Raw genomic sequence first — 25,037 nt, forward strand, 5'->3', positions numbered from 1 at the left:
AATGCCTCAATCTCATCTAATAAATGAAATTAATCGAATTTACGAGGAGTTCAATTTACCAACTCCTCAAGTAAAAAATGTTGTGGCTGCGATAGATTCAATGCTTTCGGTAAACACTGGAAGAGGCTCATTACATATTATCCTCGGAGAATCTGGCTGTGGCGTCTCAACTGCGACAAAAATGTGCCAAGACATCCTTCTCCGTAGGTCGATCAATACAATAGTGCTTAGTCCCCGCGCCTTCAGCGATGGAAATAATCCATGGGAAGCATTACTAGAGTATTACGGATTCACTTACCAAGGAGCGAAACTACAATCTACGAAAAATCAAATAATCCCATATTTCATATTAAACTTAATTCGTCACGCTAAAATTGACTGCATCATCCTAAATGACTTTTTAGAGGGTGTAATTACGCGGGTAAAAAAGCAGCAATTGATAAACGCCTGCCTAAGTTTAGCGCGCACACCGATGTCTATAAATATAATTATTGGCACGACGAAGCGTGCTTATGGAGCAACATGCACTGACGATATACTGACGTCTATTCATTGCATACAAGAATGGGAAAATGGCGTAGGTTTTTCATCTTTTATGGGGATCCTTGAAAATACTCTCTCCGAAAAGCATACAATAAATATTGATCTCAGATCCCATGCTGAAACCATTTTCAAACTATGTTCAGGTAACACTGGAAATCTGTTTTACCTTCTAAAGGAACATGCCATACACGCACTGCTTACTGGCCCCGCCCAGGCTCCACTATCGAATGAATTCCCACCCTTAAAGGCTACACTTCAGAACAATGCATATTTATTCAGTATTGAATCCAGTTAATGATGAGTCTTTCACATCATGGATTAACAGATGCGAAATAAAGCTTTCGCACCGCTGCATCTCTGTCGAAAGTATACAGGCCCTTACTAGATCCAAGCTTAAGTGCTACCCGAGTCAGGACCCTGACTTTTCCAAAGAAATTTTAACCTCCACAGCTGTACACAATGTAATTAATGCAAACCCCGAAGAAATTTGGAATCACTTCCGTTCACATTCTGAATGGATAATTCCATATTCTGCCACTCAGTTTGCATGCAAGGCGTGCTTGGTCGATTCTTTGGCCGATCAACAATGTCTTGTTTACAAAAAAAGATGGAGATATCTCGCCAACCCTATTTGTGACATCCATAAGTGCTTGTTAAACGAGCTACCATATGGAGACCGCTATCACATCCATGTTTTGTCCAGCGATTTTACTCAAACTCACAAGTGCAGGCTAAATGAGCCAAATCTTCAAATTGTTGTTTTGCTTGCGCTTAAGTTTCAGAAATTTATAAATAGCTTGGAAATATCAACAACGTTTGCTGATCATAAGACTCAAAAGGCACTCAAATTTTTGATCGAGTTATTTCTTTGCGCTGGCGAACCGAGAGGGCTCGCTTGTAGAACTCTTTCGCGATCATCACCCCAGCGCGGCGCGTTTAAATACTTTGGAGGTCGCGCATTAATGATGATAGGTCCATTTTCATGCTCGGCGTTCGAACGGATGTGCGCGCTTATATTAACAGGGTGCATCATCGGGTTTTATTCAGATCGTGATTTGCAAACATTAGCATTTATTTCGAATGAGTTTGGATTGTTATATGGATGGTCCGCATACGACATAGGTAAGCACAGTAATGTTTTTGTCGACTTAGAGCACTCTGGTATTTTACGTCGACTGATAGATCTAATACCATTTATCACCGCTAGTCAGTATCTAAATTTTATCGACGGGTTCAAAAATGGCTGAGAATTTTTATAAGATAAATCTTCAGTATTTAAACCTTGGCCTTGTCATTACAGACAACTTCGGCATTCCAAGTGTAGAAGTGTATATTCTCTACGCAACCATAAACAAAATCGTAATTGCTTATAGCCTGCTTAACAGCAGGCCCAGCAGGCAATCAGCCAGCTTACTAAATATTCATATTCGTGAAAACCTAAAAGTCCTTGACACATGGATGGAAAACCCTAAGGGTTACAGCCATTTTTTCAGGTGTTCTCCTTGGGATCCTTACCAACCAAAACAAATGGTGATAGATCATAAAAAATACAGCGCATTGAAAATAAATTTATCAATTGGTTCGGATTACTTCCTTGATGCATTATTAGATATTCCGCCCGAATACCTTAGTCCGTTGCTAAGCCCTTGGAAATTTTCATCCAATCAAGCGATGAGATTGGTTCAAAACCAAATCAAACAATATAACCTCTCAATCTCAACAAACGCTGAGGAAACCCTATTCAGTATTTGTAGGAGCAACGATGCCCCTACAGCCATGTCAAATCAGCCATTGATAAATTCCAATGTTAAAGTCTAGCAATAAAGATCTTCTATCACTTTGGCTTCTTGAGGCAGTTCTATCCGTACAATACGAATGTTAGATTTTAGTCTCTTCATTGGTCTATTTCTAACGCTATTTAGTCAATTGAACCTTCCAGCGACGCGGTAGATGTTGGTCGAATAACCTTGCGACACAATCTCTATTGAGCTCAGCATCTCTCGCACATATATCGCCCAATCCGCGTCCCACACGTCGACAGAATCAAACCAACAGCGTGTCTTCATTGATCACCTGTACATTTAACTGGCTGCGTCTGTACTCGACGTAGCCGGTTGTTTTCTGCCCACGCGTAACAACTGCACCAGGTGCTTTTTCTCTGTTGCTTTTTGAAGTTCTCGGTGAGTAACAAGATCCGGACGTCGGGCATTTTTTGGAGGTCGCTGACGGTGCTTTTGTGTGTGTCTGATCCACCTCTTCACACGGGGGAGAATATGCTGTGTCGCTTTTTTCTATTCAATAGTGGCTTTAATGGTTGGCGCGGTACGCATACTTAATACTCGGAAAAACGGCTGAATATTCTGTTGATTTTCCGGTAAACCGCTAAAAAATAAACGGAAACGGTAATTAATCAATGAGTTAAGGGACTCCGGTTATTGGCGGACGGTCACATGTGCTTGAGGTCACGCGCCACCACTTTTCGATTTTTGCAGACGTTCAGGCTCTTCTCGTTGGACGTCCTTTCTGACTTCGGTCCCTGATGTATGCATGAAAGTTTTGCCCCGTCAGTACAAGAAATCGAGCCGGATATACAGATATCGCTTTTGAGGCGTTCAAGCACGCCTCATCGATACAGCCGAGCGTTTAACTGATGTCACTCGTTTGCGGCGGTAACAACCAATGTCGTTCGGTGGTCCACCCGAGAAAAACCTGAGCCCCCTCACTTTTCTGGCGGTTCAGGGTCAACTTGTCGCTATTTAGTATGCGCGCTTGGGATCTACACCGTTATGGGGAGTTCTTTAGCGCTCCTAGCGCTCCTAGCGCTTTTGCGCTTGCAGCAAGTGTCCGAACCCCAGTTTCAGTTCACTCGGTTGCGCCCGCTGCGCTTGGCTCGATAGAGCGCATCATCAGCACGAGTCAGAAGGCTTTCCACATCGTCACCAGCTTTGGCAAGGGCGACACCAAAGGACGCAGTTACAGTGTCGAGCACCTTATCCGTGCCACGTGCCTTAATCCGCAGCGACTGAATTTTTAGGCGCAATTGCTCTGCAAATGTGTGAGCACTGGCGAGCTCAAAACATTCCTGCAGGACTACGCAGAATTCTTCACCACCATAGCGTGCCACCTGGGCCTGAGGTGGGAGCGAGTTCCGTAACACCTGACCAACATGCACAAGTACGCGGTCGCCCAACGGGTGACCATACTGATCATTGAACTGCTTGAAATGATCGATATCCAGCATGATCAACGCCACCCCTTGAGGTGCGTCTTTCAGCAATTGCTCCAACAGACGAGTGAAAGTGGATCGGTTCAACACCTTAGTCAGGCCATCCAGCGTCGCGTCCAATTGCGCTAGCTCCAGTTTTTCTCTTAGGCTCTTTATCTCCTTTTGTGCAGAGTGCAATTGAGAAAGAAATAGCGCTTGCTGATCCTGCATGAGCTGGGTGCTTTGTTGCAGTTCGTTGAGTATGGCCGGTAACCTCTTGTCAACCGGCTCTTCGAGCATTTCCAGGCAATGCCAAAGACTGGTTTGAAAGTTGACGCTGCCATTCATGCTACGCGAGACATCGCGCTCCATATTGTCGACCAGTTTGATCGCTTGTTGTTGCCCTGCCCGCGCCTCCTCCAATTCGTCACGAATGATGTAGTCGCGAAAAAGCTTCGTAGCGGATTCTGCAGGGAAATAGTCGAAGTCTTTGACCATCCTGTCCAGATGGCGATTAAGCTCTGGCTCCTGACCTTTGCTGTAGGTGTACCAGAGAGCATAGTGGACGGGATTTGGTGGAATGTTGTGACGCACCATTAGTGGTACGGCCTGTTTCAGCAGAGCCGCCGCCTCGCGGGAGTCCTCTGGATACAGCGCTAGGGCAGTCGCACGCGTCTCTGATTGGCTCATAACGTCACTATGGTTGGTTTTTTTATTGGCATACATGAGTCGGGGGGGCAGCATATCCTTACGTACAGCAAGCAGCCATACATAAGTCCATGAGCAATACATCCAGCGTTCCTGGCGATTACGAAATCATCCCACGCATCTACCCAATTTGACACAATCGCCGTGTTGGAAGAAATTGATGATCCGCTTCTTCTCTTCGATCCGAAGTCCTGTGGCTGTATCTGCAGCCCAAACTCGCGACACGATCGATTGAATGTTTCCCTACCGGCCACTGGATCAGTTGATCAGTGGGTGCCTGGATTTCTAATAGGAGTAAGAAATTGCTGACTCGTCCCGACAAAGACGCACTCCGTGCAATGCTGGAGTCGCAAGTCCAAGAGAAACTACAGCACGACCCAGACGCAGTAACGACCTATGCGGCCCAGCCTGTACCTGACCGAAAACCCTACACCAGCAAACCCACGGTTCAGGACAAGGCATTTTACAAAGAGCTTGAGCAACTGCGGGCAGATGCTGAATCCGGAGTGATACGTGTGCCTAAGAGCGAGCCGGAAGACTCGACGTCCCTTAGTCTTAGGCTTAATGATTATCCCGATCTGTAAAATCAACCGCTCTCAACTCATAGATTGGACAGCTTACATAATCAAGAGGGCATATATGATCGGCCTAAATCACTTAAGCAGACGGTAGAGTCGCTGAACATGGTTGGCAAGGTACCTATCACCGGGGAATCGATGATGCCAGTAACGTTGCATCCATCATTAAGGAGAAGATGCTCGGCTGATTAGGTGAGCCGGGCCTATTGGCCCGAAGAGGCGACCTCTCCTATAGGTCACCCCGCAGCTCAGCTTAGACAAGAGATGACTCAGACGCAGAATAACTTGAACACAACCTCTCCTCTCACCGCCCGCGAGGTCTGCCAGGTACTGAGGGATGTCGCACTCGGCAAACGCATCAAGATGCGAAGCGCAATCCAGTCATGGAATGAGATCTATAATGGCCTCATGCCCGTGGAGATTGATGGCTGAATTGCCTGCCGGGAATCGAACTTCATCCAATTTGCGAAAAAAAACCGCCCTGGGGGCGGCAATGAATTCCGGGTGGTAAGGCCGGAGACAAACTAGGGGATGATCACTCCCAACAATTACGGCATGATCAAAAAGCTCTTACGGACAGTCTCACGAATATCCCATTCGCCACTGCAATTTGCAGGGAACAGGACAGCGTCACCGGCACGGAGCTCGATCGACTCTCCCTCATCAGGGATAAAGAAACAATGACCAGCCACAAAATGGCTGAACTCTCGCGAAAGCACCTGCCGGCGCCACCTTCCCGGCGTGCACTCCCAGATTCCTGTCAGAAGCTGATCCGGCCCCTCCACCGAATAAGTGGAGGTTTCCGACAACAGATCACCGTAGGGCTGCGAAACGGGTTTGGATCCAGGCAGTTCAAAACCGACAGCATTGGACAGAATGATGGGTTGAGGCATTAACAGCTCCAATCTCAGAGGTTTTTATCTTCAAGGCCCGCCGGAGCTAGACCTGCGAGTTTGCGATCAAGCCAAGCCGGGATTTCATCTACAGCCTCGGCGGCCTCTTTACGCTGCACTGCACCGCGAACCATCAAGCCACCAAAGTAGCGGAAAGGCTCCAGAGGAAATTGTTTAGGTTCACGTCCTACCAAACCACACTGGCTCCATTCATTCTTCAATCCAAGAGCCAAGCTGGCCAGGATACGCCCGCCAAGGCGGCTCGGGCCAACCCCGTTTCCGCTCCAGCCTACTCCGTAGAAAATATGCCCGGTACCACCCAGGTTTCCAAAGACGGGCAAGCTGTCGTAGGTACGATCTATTGGGCCACACCAGGAGTGGGTGATTGGTACATCGCTGAGCTCCGGATAGGTGCGGCGGAAATCGCGCTCGGTGTCTTCGCTCAAATTTGGATCGTGGTCATACCCCCCACCCACGCGGCTAGCGTAACTAATCATGCCGGTACCCTTGCCGAATGCGATACGGCCATCCTTAGTGGTACGGTAGTAATCAACCATGAGCTGGGAGTCAGTGATTGCCTCTCCACCTGTCCAACCAATTTTTTTCAGACGATCCGGGATAGGTGCAGTGGCAACGATCGTGCTCGTAACCGGAAGAATTATTCGACGCAGTTCAGGTATCTGGGCAGCCCACGCATTGTGGGCAAGCACGACGCGGTTGGCGGTGATCGAGCCCTTGGGAGTCTTTAGGACTGCTGGAGCCGAGCGATCAAGGCTGTCCATCGAGGTGTTCTCGAAAATTCTAATGCCCTTTTCAAGCGCTACACGGCGTAGACCGCGAACCAGTCTTGCGGGTTGTACTGTGGCATTGCTGACTTCAAGTACGCCTTCAAGGTGCTTACTGGAGCCAGCACGCTGGGCGACCTCTTTGTTCGAAAGCGGCAGGAAAACAGATTCACCGAGGCGCTGGCAGGTGTTGACCACATCCTTCCATGCACCACGTTGAGCATTAGTAGTGGCCGTCCAGAGCCACCCTGCGCGGCGGAAGTGTGCATCAATGTTATTGTCGATGCAGAACCGCTCGATCTCCCCAATGGCAGCCGCAGAGGCACGGGCCAGGCGCACCGCTTCATCTTTACCGCATTGCGCCGACAATGAGCTGACCTTCGGCCACCAGGACATCACGAAGCCCCCGTTACGACCGGAAGCGCCACCGCCGCAGATGTCGCGCTCAATGATGACTACTTTGCACTCAGGATCTAGCTCGACAATCTGCAACGCAGTCCATAGGCCCACGAAACCACCACCTACAATGGCGATATCCGCCACATGATTGCCTTCCAGCGAAGGCAAAGGAGTCAGCTCGGAGGAAATCTCCTCCAACCACAGCGAACGCTTCATTTTTATTGGCCTGTATGTGAGTCTATCGATATGTCTAATTTCAGCTGAAAAAGGTAACCAATCAATTGTGACTTCGTCAGAAAATAAAGACTGTTTTTGTACAATGTTATAAGGCGATTATATGATGATACAAATATAGAAACAGTCGCTGATGCTAGTATTATTGAACCTGCACTTGCGGCGTACAACTGCGCTTCAGCGAATGCAAAAATGTCGAGCAGAGCCTCTCAAAATTTTCATCTATGAACGATATGTATACATTATCAGATAGGCGCGCATTACAAATTTGCAACTTATGGCAGCCTTCGTCAAAGCATCGATAAATTTACAAAATTGAAAGTCTCAATTCGATACAATACACTTAAACTGTCACAATTACTTCATCACATCCGTATCGACGTACAAGAACACTCCCGTACTACTTGATTCAAGCATAATCAACCATAAGTTTTACAACGCCGAACCACCGTTGACACCTAGTATTTGACCAGTTATATAACTTGCGTCGTCCGAGAGCAGAAATACGACTGCCGAAGCAATTTCCGACGGATCTGCTTCGCGCCGCAATGGAATTGACGACATCCAGCCAGCACGAATCTCTTCAGGCACTGCCTCGACCATCGGGGTTAGTGTCGTGCCAGGAGCTACGGCATTTACCCTGATACTGTGGCGAGCATGTTCCAATGCGACGGTTCGGGTAAGACCAATAAGCCCCGATTTTGCAGCGGAATAGTTGGATTGACCAAATGCCCCCCAGCGAGACTCGGAAGAGAGGTTCACAATCGCACCACCCTGCTTTTTCAACTCAGGTACTGTGAGTTGGCAGCCCAGCCAGGTACCCTTCAGGTTTACGCCGATTACCGACTCCCAATCGTCGTCACTCATTTTGAGCAGGGTGCTATCGCGCGTGAGACCAGCGTTGTTCACCAGGCCATCAACACGACCGTAGTGGCCCACAACGGCTTGAATCGCACCCACCCAGCTCTCGCGACTACTAACATCAAGGTCGACTGACAGTGCTTCACCATTGCGACTCTGGATCGAGTGTGCAACATCATCGGCGCCCGATTTATTACGGTCTGCAATGACAACTTTCGCGCCCTCCTCAAAAAGGCGCTCAGCGATAGCTTGGCCGATTCCCTGTGCCGCCCCGGTAACAATAATTACTTTGTCTTTAAGTCCACGCATCACTCTGCTCCTCCGATCAGGTATTTGTTGTAACCTTCTTGAACAACCTCACCTGCCTGATTCAAAACAGAGACATGAACTTCGACAACTCCTTTTGAAGGATTTTTAGTGCTAGGCGCTTTGGCCGCCACGGTGTATTGCTGGACAATTCGGTCGCCAGGTAGAACCGGCTTTACCATCCGACGTTGTGTCTCGAGAAATGCAAGAATCTTCCAATCTGTAACGCCAGGGCATGCAAGCCCTTCCCCTATTGAATGCACAAGTAGCCCGTGCGCAATACGAGATGGGAAGTTGGTGTTCTCACGCACCCAAACTTCATCCATATGCAATGGATTGAAATCACCACTCAAGCCGGCAAAGTTAACAATATCTGCGTCGATGATGGTACGTCCGGCAGATCGGTACGTCGCTCCAATCTGAATTGAATCAAATGTCACTTCCATTTTCTAAACCTCAGTAAAGCAGGGCAGTTTTAAGCCAGGAAGAATCTCGCGAAAAACAACTTTAAGCGGCATGTCGATTTTGAGACTCTCATGAGGAACGTCTACGATCCAAGCGGTCATCCGCACACCTTCTTCTAGTTCTAACAATGCGATTACGAACGGTGTGAGCGCCGCAAACTGAGGATGAAAAGAGCGATGAACAACAGTGAATGAGTAAAGCGTGGCATTGCCGCTTGCCTCAAACCACACCGGCGTCCGCTCTGGAGATCCAATCACGCAAGCACGAGGGTAAAACTGGACGGCGCCAGTCAACGCATCTTTCTGCAGCAAGAGTTTGTCGTTGCGTACTGCTTCAAACCACGCTGAAGAGCTGTCATCCTCAACCGGCCAAACGTCTTTAAGGTTCATTAGACATCCCTCCCGAGAATGAGTGTTGCAACGGCGGATAGCCATCCACCAGTACCATTGACAAGACAAAACTCAGGTGAGGCAAGTTGCACACCAGGACTTTCACCTCGCAACTGTCTAACCGCTTCGATGATTGCGTACATACCGCGACGGCCCGAATGATTGGAAGACAGCCCGCCCCCGTCCGTATTGATAGGTAGACGCCCCTCAGGGCTGATACCACCATCACTGATGAATGCTCCAGCTTCGCCTTTTGGCACGAACCCGAGAGCTTCTAATGTCAGGATTACGGTGATAGTGAAAGAATCGTAAAGTTGAGCGACACGGATATCAGCAGGTTTGAGACCGGCGCTCGCAAACGCGCGCCGCCCCGCCTGCTCGGCGCAGGTCGTTGTGAGATCAGCCATCTGGTTCATCTGCGTGTGGCTAATTGCTTCGCCGAAACCGAGTACGGAAGGCCCGCCACGACGGGTATCTTTCGCGCGCTCCCGGGAGGTGACAACGATGGCACCCCCCGAATCTGTGACCACACAACAATCAAGCTTGTGTAAAGGACTCGAAATCATCGTCGAGGACAAAACGTCATCCACAGTTATGAGATCGCGGTACATGGCATGGGGATTACTGTGCGCATTTGCTCGGGACTGAACGGCAACCTGAGCCAGTTGTTCAGGTCGTGTACCATATACGTGCATGTGACGCGCCGCTGCTAGCGCGTAAGCGCTGATCGTAGACATGCCATAGGGGACTTCGAACTGCCCAGGGCCGGTCTGACCGGTATTGAAATCAGTGGCATGGAGCGGCCAGGATCTTCCCGCAGACGCGTAGCTGACCACAACCACTTCGCATAGGCCTGCCTGAATGGCTGCGACCGCGTTCCCGACATGACTTAAAGGAGCTGCGCCACCAATGTCGGTACTGCAGACCCACGAAGGCTGGATACCCACGTACTCCGCAACTTCAACTGCGCTCAGCTGCCAGCCAGCTTCAGCAGGAAAGATGGCGGTGGTAGCGAAGCCATCCACATCCGCCAAGGTCAACCCAGCATCTGCAAGCGCACCAGCAATGACTTCAGCATGAATCTGGTAAGGATGAATGCCGGGGGCCTTGCGTCTCGGCGACTCAAAGGCCCCAACGATGCTGCAAACACCACTAGGAAATTCTCTGGCCATATGTTTCTCCAATTACTTATGTCGACGAAGACCGAGTAAAGATTTACAAGCAATGAAAGTAATCGCAACAAGCACGGGCACGATGACGATTGTTGCAACTGCTGATACAGCAGGTGTAATCCCGCTCTTCAAGAAGGAGTAGATGGTTACCGGAAGCGTTTTATCGATATCCGTCTGAAACATCGCCAAGACCGCTTCATCCCAGGATGTCACGAACGAGATAATCATCGAACCAACTAAGGCTGTCGTAATACTTGGAATTACCACACCTAGAAATGCCTTAAAGTTCCCTGCCCCCATAGTCCAAGCGGCCTGCTCAAGTGAACTGTCCACAGCTGAAATGGCGTTACCGAGCACCAAGAATGTCAGGGGCATGCACAAGATGGTATGTGCAATCACGAGCCCCACGTCTGTGCCGAGCAGGCCAGTACGACTTTGAATATCGAAAATACCGATACCTAATAGAATGACTGGCACAATCAACGGCGTAATTGCCATTACCTGGATACCGGCTTTAAGTGCCGCTGATCCCGTCTGCGTCACTACTCGTGCCAAAGCTAATCCGCACAAGGTTGCACAAATACCTGTTGCTATCGCAACTCGGATACTTTTTAAGAAAGAATCAATCCAGATATCAGAATGGATAACCTCCTCAAACCATTTCATTGTGAATCCAACAGGTGGAAACTGAATCTGTGTTGTTTCCGTGAATGCTGTTGGAATCACCACTAACAGCGGGAGAATCAGAAGCACCAGGTCTATAACGAGGATCGACAGGCAGAGTGCAGTTACACTCGTGGCTTTAAGTGGTTCTCTTGCCACAGCTCCCCTCGAACCTTGCTGTACCGGTGATAGCATGCCCCTACCACCGATACGGAGCGCCACCATGTAGCCCAAGATAGAAACGATCAGGAGAACAATCCCCATCGCCGAAGCCTTTCCCCACTGGTACACCTGAACCTGCTGCTGGATAAAGACAGGAATGGTGATGTTTTCCGGGCCTCCCAAAATTGCAGGGGTCAAGAAGAACCCGAGAGCGAGAACGAAAACTATTACGGCGCCTCCCAGTAGCGCTGGCTTTACTTGGGGGAAGTAAATATCGAGAAACACACGCTTCTCAGACGCCCCCATAGTTCTACCAGCGGTCAACAACGATGTATCAATTGCACTCATGGAAGAGACAAGAATCAAAATCATGTATGGGAGCAAGTAAGCAACCATGCCCACTACCGTTGCGAAACTGTTGTAAATCAAAGGGAAAGGCCCAGCGCCAAACTGCTGAGCGATGGTATTAACGATACCCTCGTTCCCCAAAATTGTCGTAAAAGCGAACAGTCTGACAATAATGGATACCCAGAAAGGCATCAGGATCAGAACCATTATGAGCGATGCAAGTTGTTTGGACAGCCGCGAAATAACATACGCGGCTGGGAATGCCAGTAACACGACGATTGCCGTAGACATCCAGGCCAAGTTCAAACTCTGTATCGCCACTTGCCGCAACAGCTCATCCTGTGCCAGCGCGAAGTAATGCCCGAAATATATATTCCCTTCTAAGGCCGCCCTTCCCTTCTCATTAATACTTCTCAACAAGACGTTGGAAAGCGGCCATATCAGGGAAATAAAGAGGATCGCTAGCGGCGCCGCGAGAAGCGCTAACCTCGATATGGCCGCGCGAGGCGTGGCCATAGAAGATCTCATAATCATAATCTGTACCTCACGGCCGAAAAGCTGGCAAAGGAACCTGATAGGCCAAGCGAACTAGACGAGCGAGATATTTCCTTGTATCTCTAGGGTCGATCATTTCCTCCGCCCCAAACTTCTCGATGGTGCGCCAGATTGACGTCTGCTCTTCGAAACGCTTCGCAAGCGCCTGCTTGAGAGCTGCTCGCTCTTCAGGCTTTGCAGCGTCAAGCTCAGCTTTGAAGGCGGCTTCAACACCACCCTCAATCGGCATGTCACCCCATGCAGCGCTCGGCCAGCAAAGACGGACACTCAAAGGGTTACGACAGCCAGTTGCTACGCCCCCCAAGCCGAACGACCTTCGAACCTGTACGGTATAAACTGGCACCTTCGCCTGTTGAATGGCTTTCAACGCAAGAGCACCAAATCTGAGCACCCCCGCTTCCTCCGCCTTAGGCCCGACCAAGAATCCGGGGACGTCGACAAAGTAAGCAATTGGAATGTTGAAACGATCACAGAGCTCAACGAATTTCTGCTGTTTGAGCGAAGACGGGACATCTAAAGATCCAGCCATAAAGCGGCAGTCGGAGGCCAGGATGCCTACTGCATGTCCTTCAATGCGGGCGAAACCTGTTCTAAGAGAGCGACCATAGTCAGGGGCGATCTCAAAGAAACTTTCGTTATCCACGATGCAGTTGATCATTGCATGCGAGTCATAGGCCCGGCGCATACTGGGAGAAACTATGCTTAGGAGTCTATCCTGATCCGATGACTCCCACTTGCTGACTATCGCGGCATATCTAGAAACGTTATTTGGCAGGTAGCTCAGCACTCGCTTTACCGTAGCGAGCGCTTCGTCCTCATTTGCAACCTGGTTGTCGATTAGACCTGAGGAGCGCGTGTGGACGTCTGCACCACCAAGTGCAAACTTATCTACTTCGAGTCCCAGCGCCTGTTTGACCATAGGTGGCCCACCTGCAAAGAGGCACCCGTTATCCTTAGTCATCACCGAAAAATGAGAAATATTGGCGCGCGCTGCAGAACTACCGGCAGTAGGGCCAAGTACAGCAGCGATTACGGGCACGTGCTCCAACAAATCGAACATGGGGAAAGTCGGATTGGACGACTGAAGCTCTGGGTAGCCAATCTCATCCTGGAGCAGAATTGAACCGCCCACACCATTAATAAGCATTACGAATGGGATCTTGTAGCCGAGCGCGAACTCCTCGACAAATCCCCCCCAACCCCCCTTGTAACGCGCTAGATGAACTCCGGTGCCTCCGCCCTCGACGCTATAGTCTTCGGCGCCTATGGCTACAGTTCTCCCATCGATGTCGCAAATCCCGCAGATGAAGGTTGACGCTAACGGTGAGCCGTCCTCGGTAGGAGTAAGCACAAATGTGCCAAACTCGAGAAATGTGTCAGGATCGGCAAGTTTATGAATTCGTTCACGCGCGGTGGAGCGGCCATAACGATGTTCACGCTCGATCTTTTTAGGGCCGCTGCCAGCCAGGGCGATTTCACGACGGCGTTCGAGATCTTCGAGTAGTGGTGCCCACTCAGGCAGATGTTCAATGGACATGAGGGTCTCCTTCGCTCAGACAAAGAGTATTTCGGCACAAATTTTGGCCAGTTCGTTTTTGTCAACTTTGGTCGAGTTCTTGATAGGGAAACCCTCAACAAATACGATGTATTTAGGTTTCTTATAAGATGCTAATCGCTGTAGTACGTATGATAAAATCTCTTCTTTTGTTGCTGTCATTCCCGTTCGTAGCACAACAGCTGCGCAGACTGTTTCACCGTACTCTTCGTCAGGAAGACCAACTACAGCAACGTCTAATACAGCAGGGAAATGGCGGATCGCATTTTCGATTTCTGCAGGATAGATATTTTGACCTTTGGAAATAATCAAATCCTTGCTACGACCTACGATGTAGATCCACCCGTCCTCATCCATTCGTGCCAGATCGCCAATCTTCAACCAACCGTCTTTAACGGTCTCAGCATCTAGAGCGGGTGCTCGCCAATAGTTCTGCATTACAGCCGGCCCGGACGTCCAGACGTCACCAACATCACCCGTTGGAACATCATTGCCTTCGGCGTCTAGAAGCCTGATGCTTTGACCGGGTGTGCAGCGACCTACAGAACCCGGATGGGCAACGATATCGTCACCCTCGATCAGAGTTGGTATTCCCGATTCGGTTGAACCGTAAGCGATTGCGAGATGTACGTGCGACCAACGGTTCATAACCTCAGCCACTAATGCAGGCGGACAATTCTCTCCCCCCGTATACCACCATTTCATAGTTTCAAGATGCAATGTAGAAGTATTATCGTGCTCGAACAGAAGTTTGAACATGGAAGGAAACACAAGCGCATGAGTAACTTTCCATTTATTTACGAAATAGGAAAATCTTTCTGCCGTCCATCCCCGACTAGGAAGTATAGCAACTGTGCCCCCAACCAAAAATGTCGGGATTGAACTCTCGTTCATCGCGGCAGTGTTGTACATCGGGGCATTGAGCAGCATAACTGCTTTGTTGTCTAATGATTTGAATTGTGCGACTTGCTGTAGAGCTGCCCACATCACCGCCGTACCACGCATGACGACGCCTTTAGGTTTTCCTGTAGTGCCTGATGTATACAGGATCATCTGGACGTCGGTGGCGATCGGTTTATTAATAGGCGAGGTAGAAGTTACAAACTTCTCATAAGCGGCGCCGCCTTTATCTGAATCAAGAACCAACTTTAACGGCTGATAAGAAAGTGACTTTACAGCCTGATCTAACACATGGTTCAGCTCTGTTTCGGTGAAGATAAATTTTGCCTCGGCGTCTTCGATGACTGACGCAATCTCCGGGGCTGTCAGCCGAAAACCAATCGGCACGAACGTCAAACCTGCATGGGCACATGCGAAATAGAGCTCAAAGATTTCCCCGCGATTAAAGAGGAGCGAGGCCACGCGATCACCTGTTTGCAGCCCATTTTGACGCAATGCTTGCGCGATCCGCAGAACTCTATTTCTGAGTTCTTCATATGTTCTCGAACCATGTTCCCAGACTAATGCCAATGCATTTTTTTTATGCAAAGCCTGGGGCCCGAAATCGCCTAGAATTGACGAGACCGTCCATCCAAGTTCCGATGTACTTGCATATGCCATGTTGCAGATCTCGCGAAGATATAATTACTTTTAGGAGACTACGCTAATTCCCGGGACTGGAAGTGAAAAGTCATCCAGGCTAGTCGTAGACCGATCACTTAAACGACGAATCCAAAAGCGAACTGGCGATTGCTCACGCAAACGCAGCATTACCCGACTATCTAATAGCGCATGTATGCTCATACCATCAGCTAGCCCCACTAGGTCTGCGCATACTTGTATCGCGTCCAACTCCGCAGGCAAATCGCCTTTCGCTTGAGCTTGATGAATTGCTCGGGCTACCGACTTCCTCCAGCCGAATAGATAGCTTTCAACTTCTTTCCGCAATTTTTCATCATTCATGGCTTCGACATAAAAAAAGAAGAAAATGCGAGCGAGCGCTAACCGTCGCTTATCCAGCGGGATACTTCCCTCCAAAATCTGCTCTAGAGCTTGCAATCCTTGCAAGCTCTGCATAATGGAAGTGTTGTGCTCTGCAAGGATTTCAGCCGCACGACGCAATCCACCCAAAAGTAAATCTTGTCGATTAGCAAAGTAATGAGCAATCACACCAACAGACCATCGCGAACGACCCGCCACCCCTCTAATGGTTGCGTTAGGCACCCCGACCTCAGCAATGAGGTCAAGCAAAACATCGCAAATTTCACGACGCCGTTCTTCATGATCTACAATTCTTGGCATGTGCAGCAGCCTCTTACTTTAGAGAAATCCAGCGATTAAACCGGTCAACGAGTTCGGTTATATTTTTTGAGTAGTATTCAGCGTCTTCATGAATTGCCACTTTCTGATTTTCACCAGCAACAATCCATGGGATCAGAGCAGGGCCGTAAGAATTCTCATCAAGTGCCTTGATGTCGGTGGTGTAAGGGATCGACTGGACAAGAGCTTTTTGTCCTTCAATATCTGTAATGTAATGCGCAATCATGGCTTGGCCTGCCTTCGCATTCGGGGCATTTTTGGGCACGGCATAGACGGCTTCTGCGTAGAGAGAATCTTGCCACTTAATGGCAAGTGGCGTTTTGTCTTTGACGACAGCGCCGTACACCCTGCCGCTCCAGGCAACCCCCATTGAACACTCACCACTAGAAAGCAAGCGCACTGCATCATCTCCGTTCGACCACCACACAATATCGGATTTGATACTGTCGAGCTTTTTGAAGGCCTGGTCGAGGTTAAGAGGATACAACTTTTCAGGGCTTACCCCATCTGCCAGCAAAGCCGACTCAATAACGGCACCAAACTGCGGGTATTTGAACAGGCAGCGCTTGCCGGGGTAGCGTTTCGTATCGTAGAGATCGCGGATGCTAGTGGGTGCATTTTCAGCGGTGAATTTCTTCGTGTTGTAAGTAAACACGATGCCATACCGCAAAACATCAACCCCATACTCATCATATGAGCCAGGGCGCAGCTTGGAGGTATCGACGATCGAAGGATCGAGCTTTTCAAGGTAGCCAGCGTCTCTCGCCTTCAAGAAGTCGCCCTTTGTCGGAAACTCAACCAGACTCCAAGGCACTTTCCCACCGTTATCCATCGTCGCAAAGAATTTGGTCATATCTGAGTTGAAGTCGGCTTTAGCCTTGACGCCTGTCTCCTCAGTGAAATCCTTAATGACTGTCTCATCCCTGGATCGGGTAGTGGCCCCACCAGAAGCGTCGTGCCAAACCACCGTACCAGAAAGCTGAGAGCGAACCGCATCTGGAAGAACCGGGGCTGCAAACGCACTGTGAGCCACCCCGCAGCAGAAGAGGGAAGAAATCCCAACTGTTTGTAATTGTTTGAAAATCTGCTTCATAACCCCACCCTCGCGACCGTTGATGACCGTTTATGTATTACAGATGTACCAAATAAAATCGTTACCAGCAAGCATCTACGGTTTTTTTTAATACAGCTGTCTTGAATAAATCAGGAGCCCAAGGTACAAAGGATCAAGGTGGGGAGCAGGTGCCAAGTGCCCCCATGCGTATCCATCCTCAAAAATCACAATCCAATAAGCGGAGAGGATCCATGGCAGTTTCTCAAACAGCGCTTCAGCGCTCGCCCGAAAATCCAGCAGCTTCACTTGCTCCAGCCCAGATGAAAGCGAAAGCCAATAGCATCGATATTCAAGGTGTCGGCCTAACATTTCTCAACGGTCATGTCGGGCTGAAAGAGACCAGCCTGCAAATCGCAGACGGAGAGTTCTGCACCCTCTTAGGCCCATCAGGCTCTGGTAAAACGACTCTGCTGCGCACCATTGCAGGTTTGATCACGCCGACTACGGGAAAAATTTTCATAGGTGGCTCTGACGTCACCAAACTCACTGTGCAGTCTCGAAACATCGGCTTTGTGTTTCAAAACTACGCTCTCTTTCCCCATATGAATGTGGCGGAAAACATCGAATACCCGTTGACGCTGCATAAATGGTCAACCGCTGATCGAAAAGCACGGGTCAAAGAGGTATTGGAACTCATCGAGCTCACCCACGCCGCTGAACGACTGGTGGGTGAACTTAGTGGCGGTCAGCAACAGCGCATCGCGATTGGCCGTGCACTCTCATATCGACCATCCCTTCTACTTCTAGATGAACCAATGGGTGCCTTGGATCGAAGGCTTCGTCAGCAGCTCGGCGCAGACCTGCGGGATGTGCAGCAGCGCACAGGTATCACGGCCGTTTATGTGACGCACGATCAGGAGGAGGCTTTCATTCTCTCCGACCGCGTGGCGATCATGAACCATGGTGAGATTCTGCAGTACTCCTCCCCTAGTGATCTCTACTTCCGACCGGTTTCGCGGTTTGTTGCCAAATTTTTGGGTGAGGCGAACCTGATTGATGTGAGCGCCGTAAATCGTCTGGGTAACGGCCGCGTCAGTGCGGTTACGGCATTGGGCGCTTTAGAGATAGCGAACTCTCAAGCTCAGATAGGCCAAGGCGACCTGGCAGTTGTTGTTCGGCCTGAAGATTTGCGCTTCCAAGCCTCGAACGTGGCATCCCAAGAATTTGTAACTCCTATTCAAGTAGTTGTTGAAAGAGAGCTCTTTTTGGGAAGCCGGAGCCTAGTGACGATCAGCACGGGCAACGGCGGCAACATGACTGTGGAATGTGCAAAAGCAGATATCCCTACCCCTGGCCAACCCGCCTGGATTACCTGGAAGCACAGCGCTTCGGTTCTTGTTAACAACTGACTTGTAGGAGAGTACGGTGAAAAAGATTCTAGTGGCCAACCGAGGCGAAATTGCCGTTCGTATCATCCGAGCTTGCCGAGACGCCGGCTACGTTTCTATCGCCATTGCATCTGAAGCGGACAGCCAAGCTTTGTTTGCCAGACTAGCGGATGAAGTGCACGCATTAAGCGGAACCTCACCGCTTCAGACCTACCTCAATCAGCAAGCCATCCTTGATATCGCTGCGAGATCCGGCGCGGACGCGGTGCACCCAGGCTATGGACTACTGTCTGAAAACGCAGAGTTCGCGGCAGCCGTAGAGGCCGCTGGCCTTAAATGGATTGGGCCGTCTGCTTCAGCAATCGATCTTTTAGGTGACAAAGTTGCAGCCCGTGGCATCGCCAAAAAAGTGGGGGCACCATTACTCCCGTCCGTAGACGACGGGCATCTCACTATCGAGCAAGCCAAGGCATTTGCTGAGGAACACGGATTCCCCGTAATCATCAAGGCCCAGAACGGCGGAGGTGGTCGTGGTATGCGAGTCGCTCGTGGCTTTGAGGAGCTGGAGCCACAGTTTGCAGCCGCAGTTCGCGAAGCGACAATCGCATTTGGCCGACCTGAGTGTTTTATAGAGAGATATCTGGAGCGTGCACGCCATGTGGAGACGCAGTGTCTTGCCGATCAGTACGGCAATGTTGTGGTGCTTTCCACTAGGGACTGTAGTCTGCAGCGTCGCCAACAAAAGCTCATCGAGGAGGCACCTGCTCCGTTTTTGAGTGATCGCCAGGTGTCCCAACTCACCGAGTCCTCGATCGCGATTCTTAAGGCGGTCGACTACCAAGGGGCCGCTACGGTCGAATACCTGGTTACCCCTGAGGGTGATATTTATTTCCTTGAGGTGAACACGCGTGTCCAGGTGGAACATCCAGTCACCGAGCAGATCACGGGTGTAGACATCATCTGTCAGATGTTCAAGATCGCAGAGGGTGAAAGACTGGACATCGTGTTGCCAACCATCAAGCAACATTCGATTGAGTTTCGTCTGAACGCAGAAGACCTGTGGGCAGATTTCTCCCCTGCTCCTGGGAAAATAAAACGACTGCAATTACCTGCAGGGCCTGGCGTGCGTATCGATTTCGGCTACCTCGAAGGCGACACAGTCCCGCCGTATTACGACTCGTTGGTCGGTAAAATCATCGTCACAGGTAGCACCCGTGAAGAAGCAATTTCACGTTCACGACGTGCGTTGGCTGAGCTTTCAGTTGAAGGGATCAAAACCATCCTACCGCTTCACAGAACTATCCTCGACCGAGCGGAGTTCGTCGCAGCGTCACCTGAAGATTTTCAAGTTTATACCCGCTGGATTGACGCAGAGCTCCCTACGCTATGCGAGGCGGCGTTAGCTTACAAACAAGTAAACGTTCCAGGCCGGGAGCCTCCAGTTAACGATGCACAGGCGTTTAAGGTGGAAGAGGAAGAAGCGCCCACCTATCGAGTAGGTATCAAAGCACCGCTTTCGGGCCTCATCCTGGAAATGCTTGTAAGCGAAGGCGATATGATCTCGGCAGGCGACGTCGTAGCGATCATGGAATCGATGAAAATGGAGCAGTCCATCATTGCCGAAGTTGCCGGGGTCGTTGCGAAGATAAATGTTTCCAAGGGCGACTTCATCGAAATGGACAATGACATCCTAGGGGTGGATTGATGATGAGCACCCTTCTCCCAGAGGTCGCTGCAAACGACCTACCGCAGGGTAATGCCTTTAAGGCATTGGAAATGACGATTCCTGAAGACTGGATCGACTACAACGGTCACATGACTGAATGGCAGTATTACAAAGTCATGGCCGATGCAGGAGAGGTGTTCCTCAGGAAGGTAGGCTTCACAGAAGAGTATCGACTCAAAGGCTATAGCTTTTTCAACGTCCAGGGTCAGCAGCGAAATCTGAAAGAATGCACAGTTGGCACCTCTCTTGAGGTGTTTACGGAAATCATCGGGTTCGATGATGTTCGATTGCACCTGTACACGTATGTCGTGGATGTCAGTAGAGATATCACAGTGGCGACAGGGGAACATATGATGCTCCACGTTGACACCAAGCTGCGGAAGGCAAGTCCTATGGAGCCATATATGCTGAATGCGATTGTTGAAGCGTCTAAGACGCTAACTCCCGCACTACAACCGAAAGGACTCGGATTGCCATTTGAAAAAATTGGTGCCGGCTAGCTTCTCTCAGGGGAGTTCGGCCTGTTGATCGGTCTCCCCTGCTCACCTACACACGATGGCCTATGGATGTGATTCTGCGGCTATGTCCATCGAACGCAACGCAATCCAAAACTCGACCACGCCTTCCGTGTCGTCCAACGATCGCCCGGTGATTTCCTCAATCCGGCGCACACGATAAATCAACGTCTGCTTGTGAGCATTGAGACTCTGCGAGGACTTTCGCCACGAGCGATTCCGCTCCAGGAACACCCGCAAGGTGTGGATCAGCTGACCTCCGTTTTGAACATCGTAGTGAATCAGGCTGCCAACGCCCCGACGATACATTCTGTTGGCTTGCTCGAGATCACCGGGCAGCCAGAACGCTTCTTCGAAGGCACTGCCGTATTCAACGATTTGCCGTGTCGGTGTCGAATGGGCAAGCGCTAGACAGGCCTCCCGTAGCGCCTCTTGCATCCTGAGCGCTGTTCGCACAGCGCTCACCTCCCATGCAACATCCCTAAGCCGCTTGTAGCGGTTGGCACGCGGCAGGGTTTGTCAGCAAGATCACGAGCTCATAACCGGCCTACCGGACTAGCAACTTCATGCTCTGCCGACTCAGCTCCAGCTGCCAGTTGTTTGGTGCCTCATGCTCTAATCGGGTAAGAACAAGATGAGCGGTTCCAGGCGGACAATCCAATTGCTCCAGCCACTTGGATGCAGCTCGCTCGGTAAGCCTTATGTTCAGAAGATCAAACGGTACGCACAGCAAGCCATCGTCATCGCCAATGACCAGATCGCCTGGCTCGATAACAAAGATCACTTGGTCAGGTGAATACGACGCAATGACACAACACGGGCCTTATGCCGGTGTCTTGCTTTTTGAGGATTGGCAATCCTAAACGGATCTCACAACGTTTCGCAAATCAAGATAACTGAATCACTAAGTGGAACACTTGGCAGAAGTTTTGCTATACAACCTATGTCACCCTTTTTACCATTTCATGCATTCGAGGTGTCTATGCACTCACTCAATTCTGTCGTCGGTATCAGGGGATATCATGTACAGGACGAAATGCCTAACGGCTTCAGCTTCGCTATAGACGGCACCCGCCTCAATTCAGTAGATGCAGGGCTAGAAGACCAGCAAGAGTTAACTGTAAAACCTGAGGGCGTAATGTCGCGAGCTTTCACTTTATTAGAGCGCATTGCGTCCCGTATTTTTAGTCGATTGCGCTGAACGTAAGCAGATTGAAAATCTGTAGAGCAGAATCAGAATGTATAAGTGCTCGATCGGCGTTACCTTCGGGCACACTCCATACGCTGAGAAACGGTTGAGTACCGCAGGTAAAGACCTTTGTCGCTTCAAAAGCATGAGACCCAACAGTTGCAGGCTTCCTGCTGGTATGACTGAGTATTGCTCTGACCCGATTCAGAGATCATCGCATCTAACCGCTCACTGGCATAGTGACTCATGGTCAGCCTTCAAGACGCAATATCAGCCAGACTAAAACGCTAGTGGTAATCAACGTTTTCATTTCGCTCACACTACTATCTAGGCTTGCTAATAGCTGATTGAACAAATTTTTCTTTTTCAGAATCTGACTTAGCGCAATTCAGTTTTCAGTTGGTCGAGCGATTCAGGACGCCGTTCGAGCTCGGCTATGCGAGCCGCCTAACACCGCTGCAATTGCAGAAGAGAACTGATTTTAGAGCCTACCAATCTCATCCAACAAACGCTCCATTTCCTGGTTACGACTTCGCTGGAACCCTTTCATAGCACCATCCTATTGGATCATCAGATTAAGCTTGAAAATTTGACATAAGCGCCTTCTGTTCAGTTGCGAGGCGACTAAGGGACTGACTCATGCTAGCAGAGTCCCCAGCCTTAATAGTCAGCGACTGTGCAACGTCTCGTATCGCCGAGATGTTTCGACTGACCTCTTCTGACACCGCACTTTGCTCTTCCGCTGCACTCGCAATCTGAAGCGCCATATCACTAATAACCTCTACTCCTTGGTTGATATCCTGGAATTTTTGAACAGTGACCTCAACAGTTTTGACGCTTTCTCCGGCTTGTGTGTGGCTGTCACGTATCGAGGAAACCACGCTTCCGGTACCATATTGTAATTTTTCAATTACCACTTGAATTTCTGCGACTGAGTCTTGAGTACGCTTCGCCAGGTGCCTCACCTCATCGGCTACAACAGCAAACCCTCTACCAGATTCACCAGCTCTTGCAGCCTCGATAGCAGCATTGAGAGCTAATAAGTTTGTCTGTTCAGCTATGGAATGAATTACGTCAAGCACACCACCTATTTTCAAACTGGTTGCAGATAAGCTTTCGGCTTGCTGAACAGCTAGATCAAGTTTAGATGCGAGCTTTGCGATTGATTCGGTTGTTTGGTTTACGGTGGTTTGCCCCTGCCTCGTTGCAGCATCAACTTGCCGCACTGCGTTTGCCGCCAAAGCTGCGTTACGAGCTACGTCTTGGGAGGTTGCGCTCATCTCCTGGGATGCGGCAGCCGCTTGATCAATCTCCCGCAACTGATCTTGCATCCTCGCACTGGTTTGAGTAGCAATGTCGGCTGCATCGCTGGCGGTTTTTCGGGTGCTATCAGCAGAGAGGCTCACTTGTCGGATGATGGGCTGAAGCTTATCCAGAAACTCATTGAAGGCAGTGGTAAGATTTCCAACTTCGTCATTTCGATCGTAATCTACCCGACGCGTTAGATCACCACCGCCGCTAGCTATGTCCTTGAAAACGCTAGCTACGCGCAAGATTGGTCGGGTGATCGTACCCGCCATCATCCATAGGATTAGTATACTTAGCAATGCTGCGGCCAAACCGACAACAGCCTGTAAAGTGGTCGCCGCTTTACTTGCCTCGCTCAGCTTTTCACGTAGTGAATTAGAGGATGCAAAGAGTAGTGAATCAGGAACTTGGATCACCACTGTCCAATTACCACCGCCTGGGATAGGGGCAAACGGCGCCATCACCGCTGTCTGGCCTACAGCCTTAACCACCGCAAGCTCTGCATTACCAAGTTGCTTAGTGATTTGTTCACCTGTGACCTGATCGACTTGCAGAAATTTCTTCCCTGCAGATAAGGGCTCCCCACTGCGCGCTGCCACTACGCCATCCGCACTGATAAAGGTTATTTTTGACTCGCCGCCGTAGAGCCTCTGGCTTGAGTCATCGACTATCTTTTGAAGACTACTGAGGCTTAAGTCGATGCAGATTGCACCTAGGCGATTCTCTCCGTCTAGAATCGGAATAGAGACCGTGGACATCAACGTCGTCACGCCTTCCGGATTAGTGAATGAATACGGATTTGTCACGCAATCTTTTCCATTCTTCATCGCACATGTGTACCAGAAGGTGCCTGGGGAACCATCATCTGCCATCTCCTTATCGCTCATTATGTAACTAGGCACTTGCGTCGACGCATATGAAGCAAATCGGCCCGATTCGTTACCCCCTGCATCTTTGTTGTTCACGAACGCTGCGTCAGATCCGTCTAGAGCATTGGGTGCGAATCCAATACCTACACCCAACAAGGTAGGATTCGACTTAACTTGATATAGAAGGAGCTCGCTCAAGCCTTTTCTGGTCGATACCGGATCCATCTCCAGCTTCTGGCTATATAGACGGTGATATCTAACCTGCTGCATTAATGCATCACCGAAAATTTGAGCAGATGAAAAGCGCTGACTCACGGCCTGGGCTTGCTCTTTACCCAGTTCCTGCATGTACTGGATAGCGCTATCGCCCAAGGTTTTCGAACTGTATTCATTAGCAAACAGCGCAACATCGTTAATACTTTTAATGGAGAATGAAGCCAGTACACCAACGGTTCCTAGCATGCACAACCCCGCTAGCCCCGCGATACGGATTTTAATTGATAGGTTGGCCAAAATATAGATACTCAAGACGGATTGAGATTCACTCAGGAAGGTGTGCGATGCAGTACTAGCTGTAGCTCTTCTTAAAACCAACTTTTGTAGATGGCAGTATCTTAATAACCGGCCACCATGAGATCAGCTGAGTATGTACGGGCTAACGAAGCAGTACTGAGCTCTTCGCTCATGGCCACAAGCTATGACAATCTGTCGCCCGAGCCTACGTCCAATTCTAAAAACTCATTAAGTCCAATTTTTCGCCGAGAACATTGAATTGATACCACGCCGGTAAGCCAGCAACCTGCTTGTATCACCTATTACCGTAGCCGCCTGATGCGCACTGAGGGAGAAGATGGTCTACTTGGAGCCCGTCCTTTCTACAGACCGTATCGAAACCTTCTTCCCGGTCA

20 protein-coding genes and 1 pseudogene are annotated in these 25,037 nt (G+C 49.8%); 6 read left to right on the forward strand and 15 right to left on the reverse strand.

All coding sequences use genetic code 11. The features are described from left to right. Position 1 precedes the first annotated feature (1 nt). Together K5K95_RS26140 and K5K95_RS26145 are read left to right on the forward strand one after the other, a co-directional pair. Complete coding sequence (locus tag K5K95_RS26140) at positions 2-838, forward strand: hypothetical protein (protein WP_222586766.1); 837 nt, start codon at positions 2-4, stop codon at positions 836-838. 944 nt (positions 839-1,782) lie between these two features. Next, positions 1,783-2,361, forward strand: a complete 579-nt coding sequence (locus tag K5K95_RS26145) for a hypothetical protein (RefSeq protein WP_222586767.1) — start codon at positions 1,783-1,785, stop codon at positions 2,359-2,361. A 1,039-nt stretch (positions 2,362-3,400) separates the two neighbouring features. Here the strand turns inward: K5K95_RS26145 and K5K95_RS26150 are convergent. Then, positions 3,401-4,438 (reverse strand): GGDEF domain-containing protein, encoded by a 1,038-nt coding sequence (locus tag K5K95_RS26150; protein WP_222590433.1) that lies wholly within the window; start codon positions 4,436-4,438, stop codon positions 3,401-3,403. 320 nt (positions 4,439-4,758) lie between these two features. Here K5K95_RS26150 and K5K95_RS26155 point away from each other — a divergent pair, with 320 nt between their 5' ends. After that, the gene (locus K5K95_RS26155) at positions 4,759-5,040 is read left to right on the forward strand and encodes a hypothetical protein (RefSeq protein ID WP_222586768.1); all 282 of its coding nucleotides are present in this window, start codon (positions 4,759-4,761) and stop codon (positions 5,038-5,040) included. Between the two features lie 542 nt (positions 5,041-5,582). Here the strand turns inward: K5K95_RS26155 and K5K95_RS26160 are convergent. The 11 genes from K5K95_RS26160 to K5K95_RS26210 form a co-directional block, all read right to left on the reverse strand. Beyond that, positions 5,583-5,927: a cupin domain-containing protein gene (locus tag K5K95_RS26160; protein ID WP_222586769.1), complete on the reverse strand. Its 345-nt coding sequence runs from the start codon at positions 5,925-5,927 to the stop codon at positions 5,583-5,585. A 14-nt stretch (positions 5,928-5,941) separates the two neighbouring features. Continuing rightward, positions 5,942-7,327, reverse strand: a complete 1,386-nt coding sequence (locus K5K95_RS26165; protein WP_222586770.1) for an NAD(P)/FAD-dependent oxidoreductase — start codon at positions 7,325-7,327, stop codon at positions 5,942-5,944. 450 nt (positions 7,328-7,777) lie between these two features. Further along, entirely contained in the window at positions 7,778-8,515 is a 738-nt protein-coding gene (locus tag K5K95_RS26170; RefSeq protein WP_222586771.1) for an SDR family NAD(P)-dependent oxidoreductase, read from the reverse strand. Beyond that, positions 8,515-8,958 carry a MaoC family dehydratase gene (locus tag K5K95_RS26175; RefSeq protein ID WP_222586772.1) on the reverse strand — a complete coding sequence of 148 codons (444 nt, stop codon included), beginning with the start codon at positions 8,956-8,958 and terminating at the stop codon, positions 8,515-8,517. The genes K5K95_RS26170 and K5K95_RS26175 overlap by 1 nt, the downstream gene beginning before the upstream one ends. A gap of 3 nt (positions 8,959-8,961) precedes the next feature. Then, positions 8,962-9,366 (reverse strand): Zn-ribbon domain-containing OB-fold protein, encoded by a 405-nt coding sequence (locus K5K95_RS26180; protein ID WP_222586773.1) that lies wholly within the window; start codon positions 9,364-9,366, stop codon positions 8,962-8,964. Next, complete coding sequence (locus tag K5K95_RS26185; RefSeq protein WP_222586774.1) at positions 9,366-10,538, reverse strand: thiolase C-terminal domain-containing protein; 1,173 nt, start codon at positions 10,536-10,538, stop codon at positions 9,366-9,368. Before K5K95_RS26185 ends, K5K95_RS26180 begins: the two co-directional genes overlap by 1 nt. 12 nt (positions 10,539-10,550) lie before the next feature. Then, on the reverse strand, positions 10,551-12,227 hold the full coding sequence (locus K5K95_RS26190) for an ABC transporter permease subunit (protein WP_222586775.1): 1,677 nt from the start codon (positions 12,225-12,227) through the stop codon (positions 10,551-10,553). Between the two features lie 28 nt (positions 12,228-12,255). Continuing rightward, complete coding sequence (locus K5K95_RS26195; RefSeq protein WP_222586776.1) at positions 12,256-13,803, reverse strand: acyl-CoA carboxylase subunit beta; 1,548 nt, start codon at positions 13,801-13,803, stop codon at positions 12,256-12,258. Between the two features lie 15 nt (positions 13,804-13,818). Then, a complete protein-coding gene (locus K5K95_RS26200) occupies positions 13,819-15,381 on the reverse strand; it encodes a class I adenylate-forming enzyme family protein (RefSeq protein ID WP_222586777.1) in 1,563 nt (520 codons plus the stop codon). A gap of 30 nt (positions 15,382-15,411) precedes the next feature. Beyond that, entirely contained in the window at positions 15,412-16,062 is a 651-nt protein-coding gene (locus tag K5K95_RS26205; RefSeq protein WP_222586778.1) for a TetR/AcrR family transcriptional regulator, read from the reverse strand. 13 nt (positions 16,063-16,075) lie between these two features. Beyond that, entirely contained in the window at positions 16,076-17,173 is a 1,098-nt protein-coding gene (locus K5K95_RS26210; protein WP_222586779.1) for an extracellular solute-binding protein, read from the reverse strand. Between the two features lie 212 nt (positions 17,174-17,385). On the opposite strand from K5K95_RS26210, the gene K5K95_RS26215 reads away from it, so the two are divergent. The 3 genes from K5K95_RS26215 to K5K95_RS26225 are packed head-to-tail and all read left to right on the forward strand — an operon-like array spanning position 17,386 to position 20,748. Beyond that, positions 17,386-18,543: an ABC transporter ATP-binding protein gene (locus K5K95_RS26215; protein ID WP_222586780.1), complete on the forward strand. Its 1,158-nt coding sequence runs from the start codon at positions 17,386-17,388 to the stop codon at positions 18,541-18,543. 16 nt (positions 18,544-18,559) lie between these two features. Then, positions 18,560-20,227: an acetyl/propionyl/methylcrotonyl-CoA carboxylase subunit alpha gene (locus tag K5K95_RS26220; protein WP_222586781.1), complete on the forward strand. Its 1,668-nt coding sequence runs from the start codon at positions 18,560-18,562 to the stop codon at positions 20,225-20,227. Then, the gene (locus K5K95_RS26225; RefSeq protein ID WP_222586782.1) at positions 20,227-20,748 is read left to right on the forward strand and encodes a thioesterase family protein; all 522 of its coding nucleotides are present in this window, start codon (positions 20,227-20,229) and stop codon (positions 20,746-20,748) included. Before K5K95_RS26220 ends, K5K95_RS26225 begins: the two co-directional genes overlap by 1 nt. Before the next feature lie 60 nt (positions 20,749-20,808). Here K5K95_RS26225 and K5K95_RS26230 read toward each other — a convergent pair whose 3' ends face one another. The 3 genes and pseudogenes from K5K95_RS26230 to K5K95_RS33690 form a co-directional block, all read right to left on the reverse strand. Further along, the gene (locus K5K95_RS26230; protein ID WP_222586783.1) at positions 20,809-21,201 is read right to left on the reverse strand and encodes a helix-turn-helix domain-containing protein; all 393 of its coding nucleotides are present in this window, start codon (positions 21,199-21,201) and stop codon (positions 20,809-20,811) included. A gap of 1,326 nt (positions 21,202-22,527) precedes the next feature. Further along, complete coding sequence (locus K5K95_RS33685) at positions 22,528-23,283, reverse strand: methyl-accepting chemotaxis protein (protein ID WP_409999741.1); 756 nt, start codon at positions 23,281-23,283, stop codon at positions 22,528-22,530. A gap of 150 nt (positions 23,284-23,433) precedes the next feature. Next, a pseudogene (locus K5K95_RS33690) lies at positions 23,434-24,591 on the reverse strand (hypothetical protein); the annotation flags it as partial. Between the last annotated feature and the right edge of the window lie 446 nt (positions 24,592-25,037).

This window comes from Pseudomonas sp. DR48, from assembly GCF_019823085.1.
Lineage (GTDB): Bacteria > Pseudomonadota > Gammaproteobacteria > Pseudomonadales > Pseudomonadaceae > Aquipseudomonas.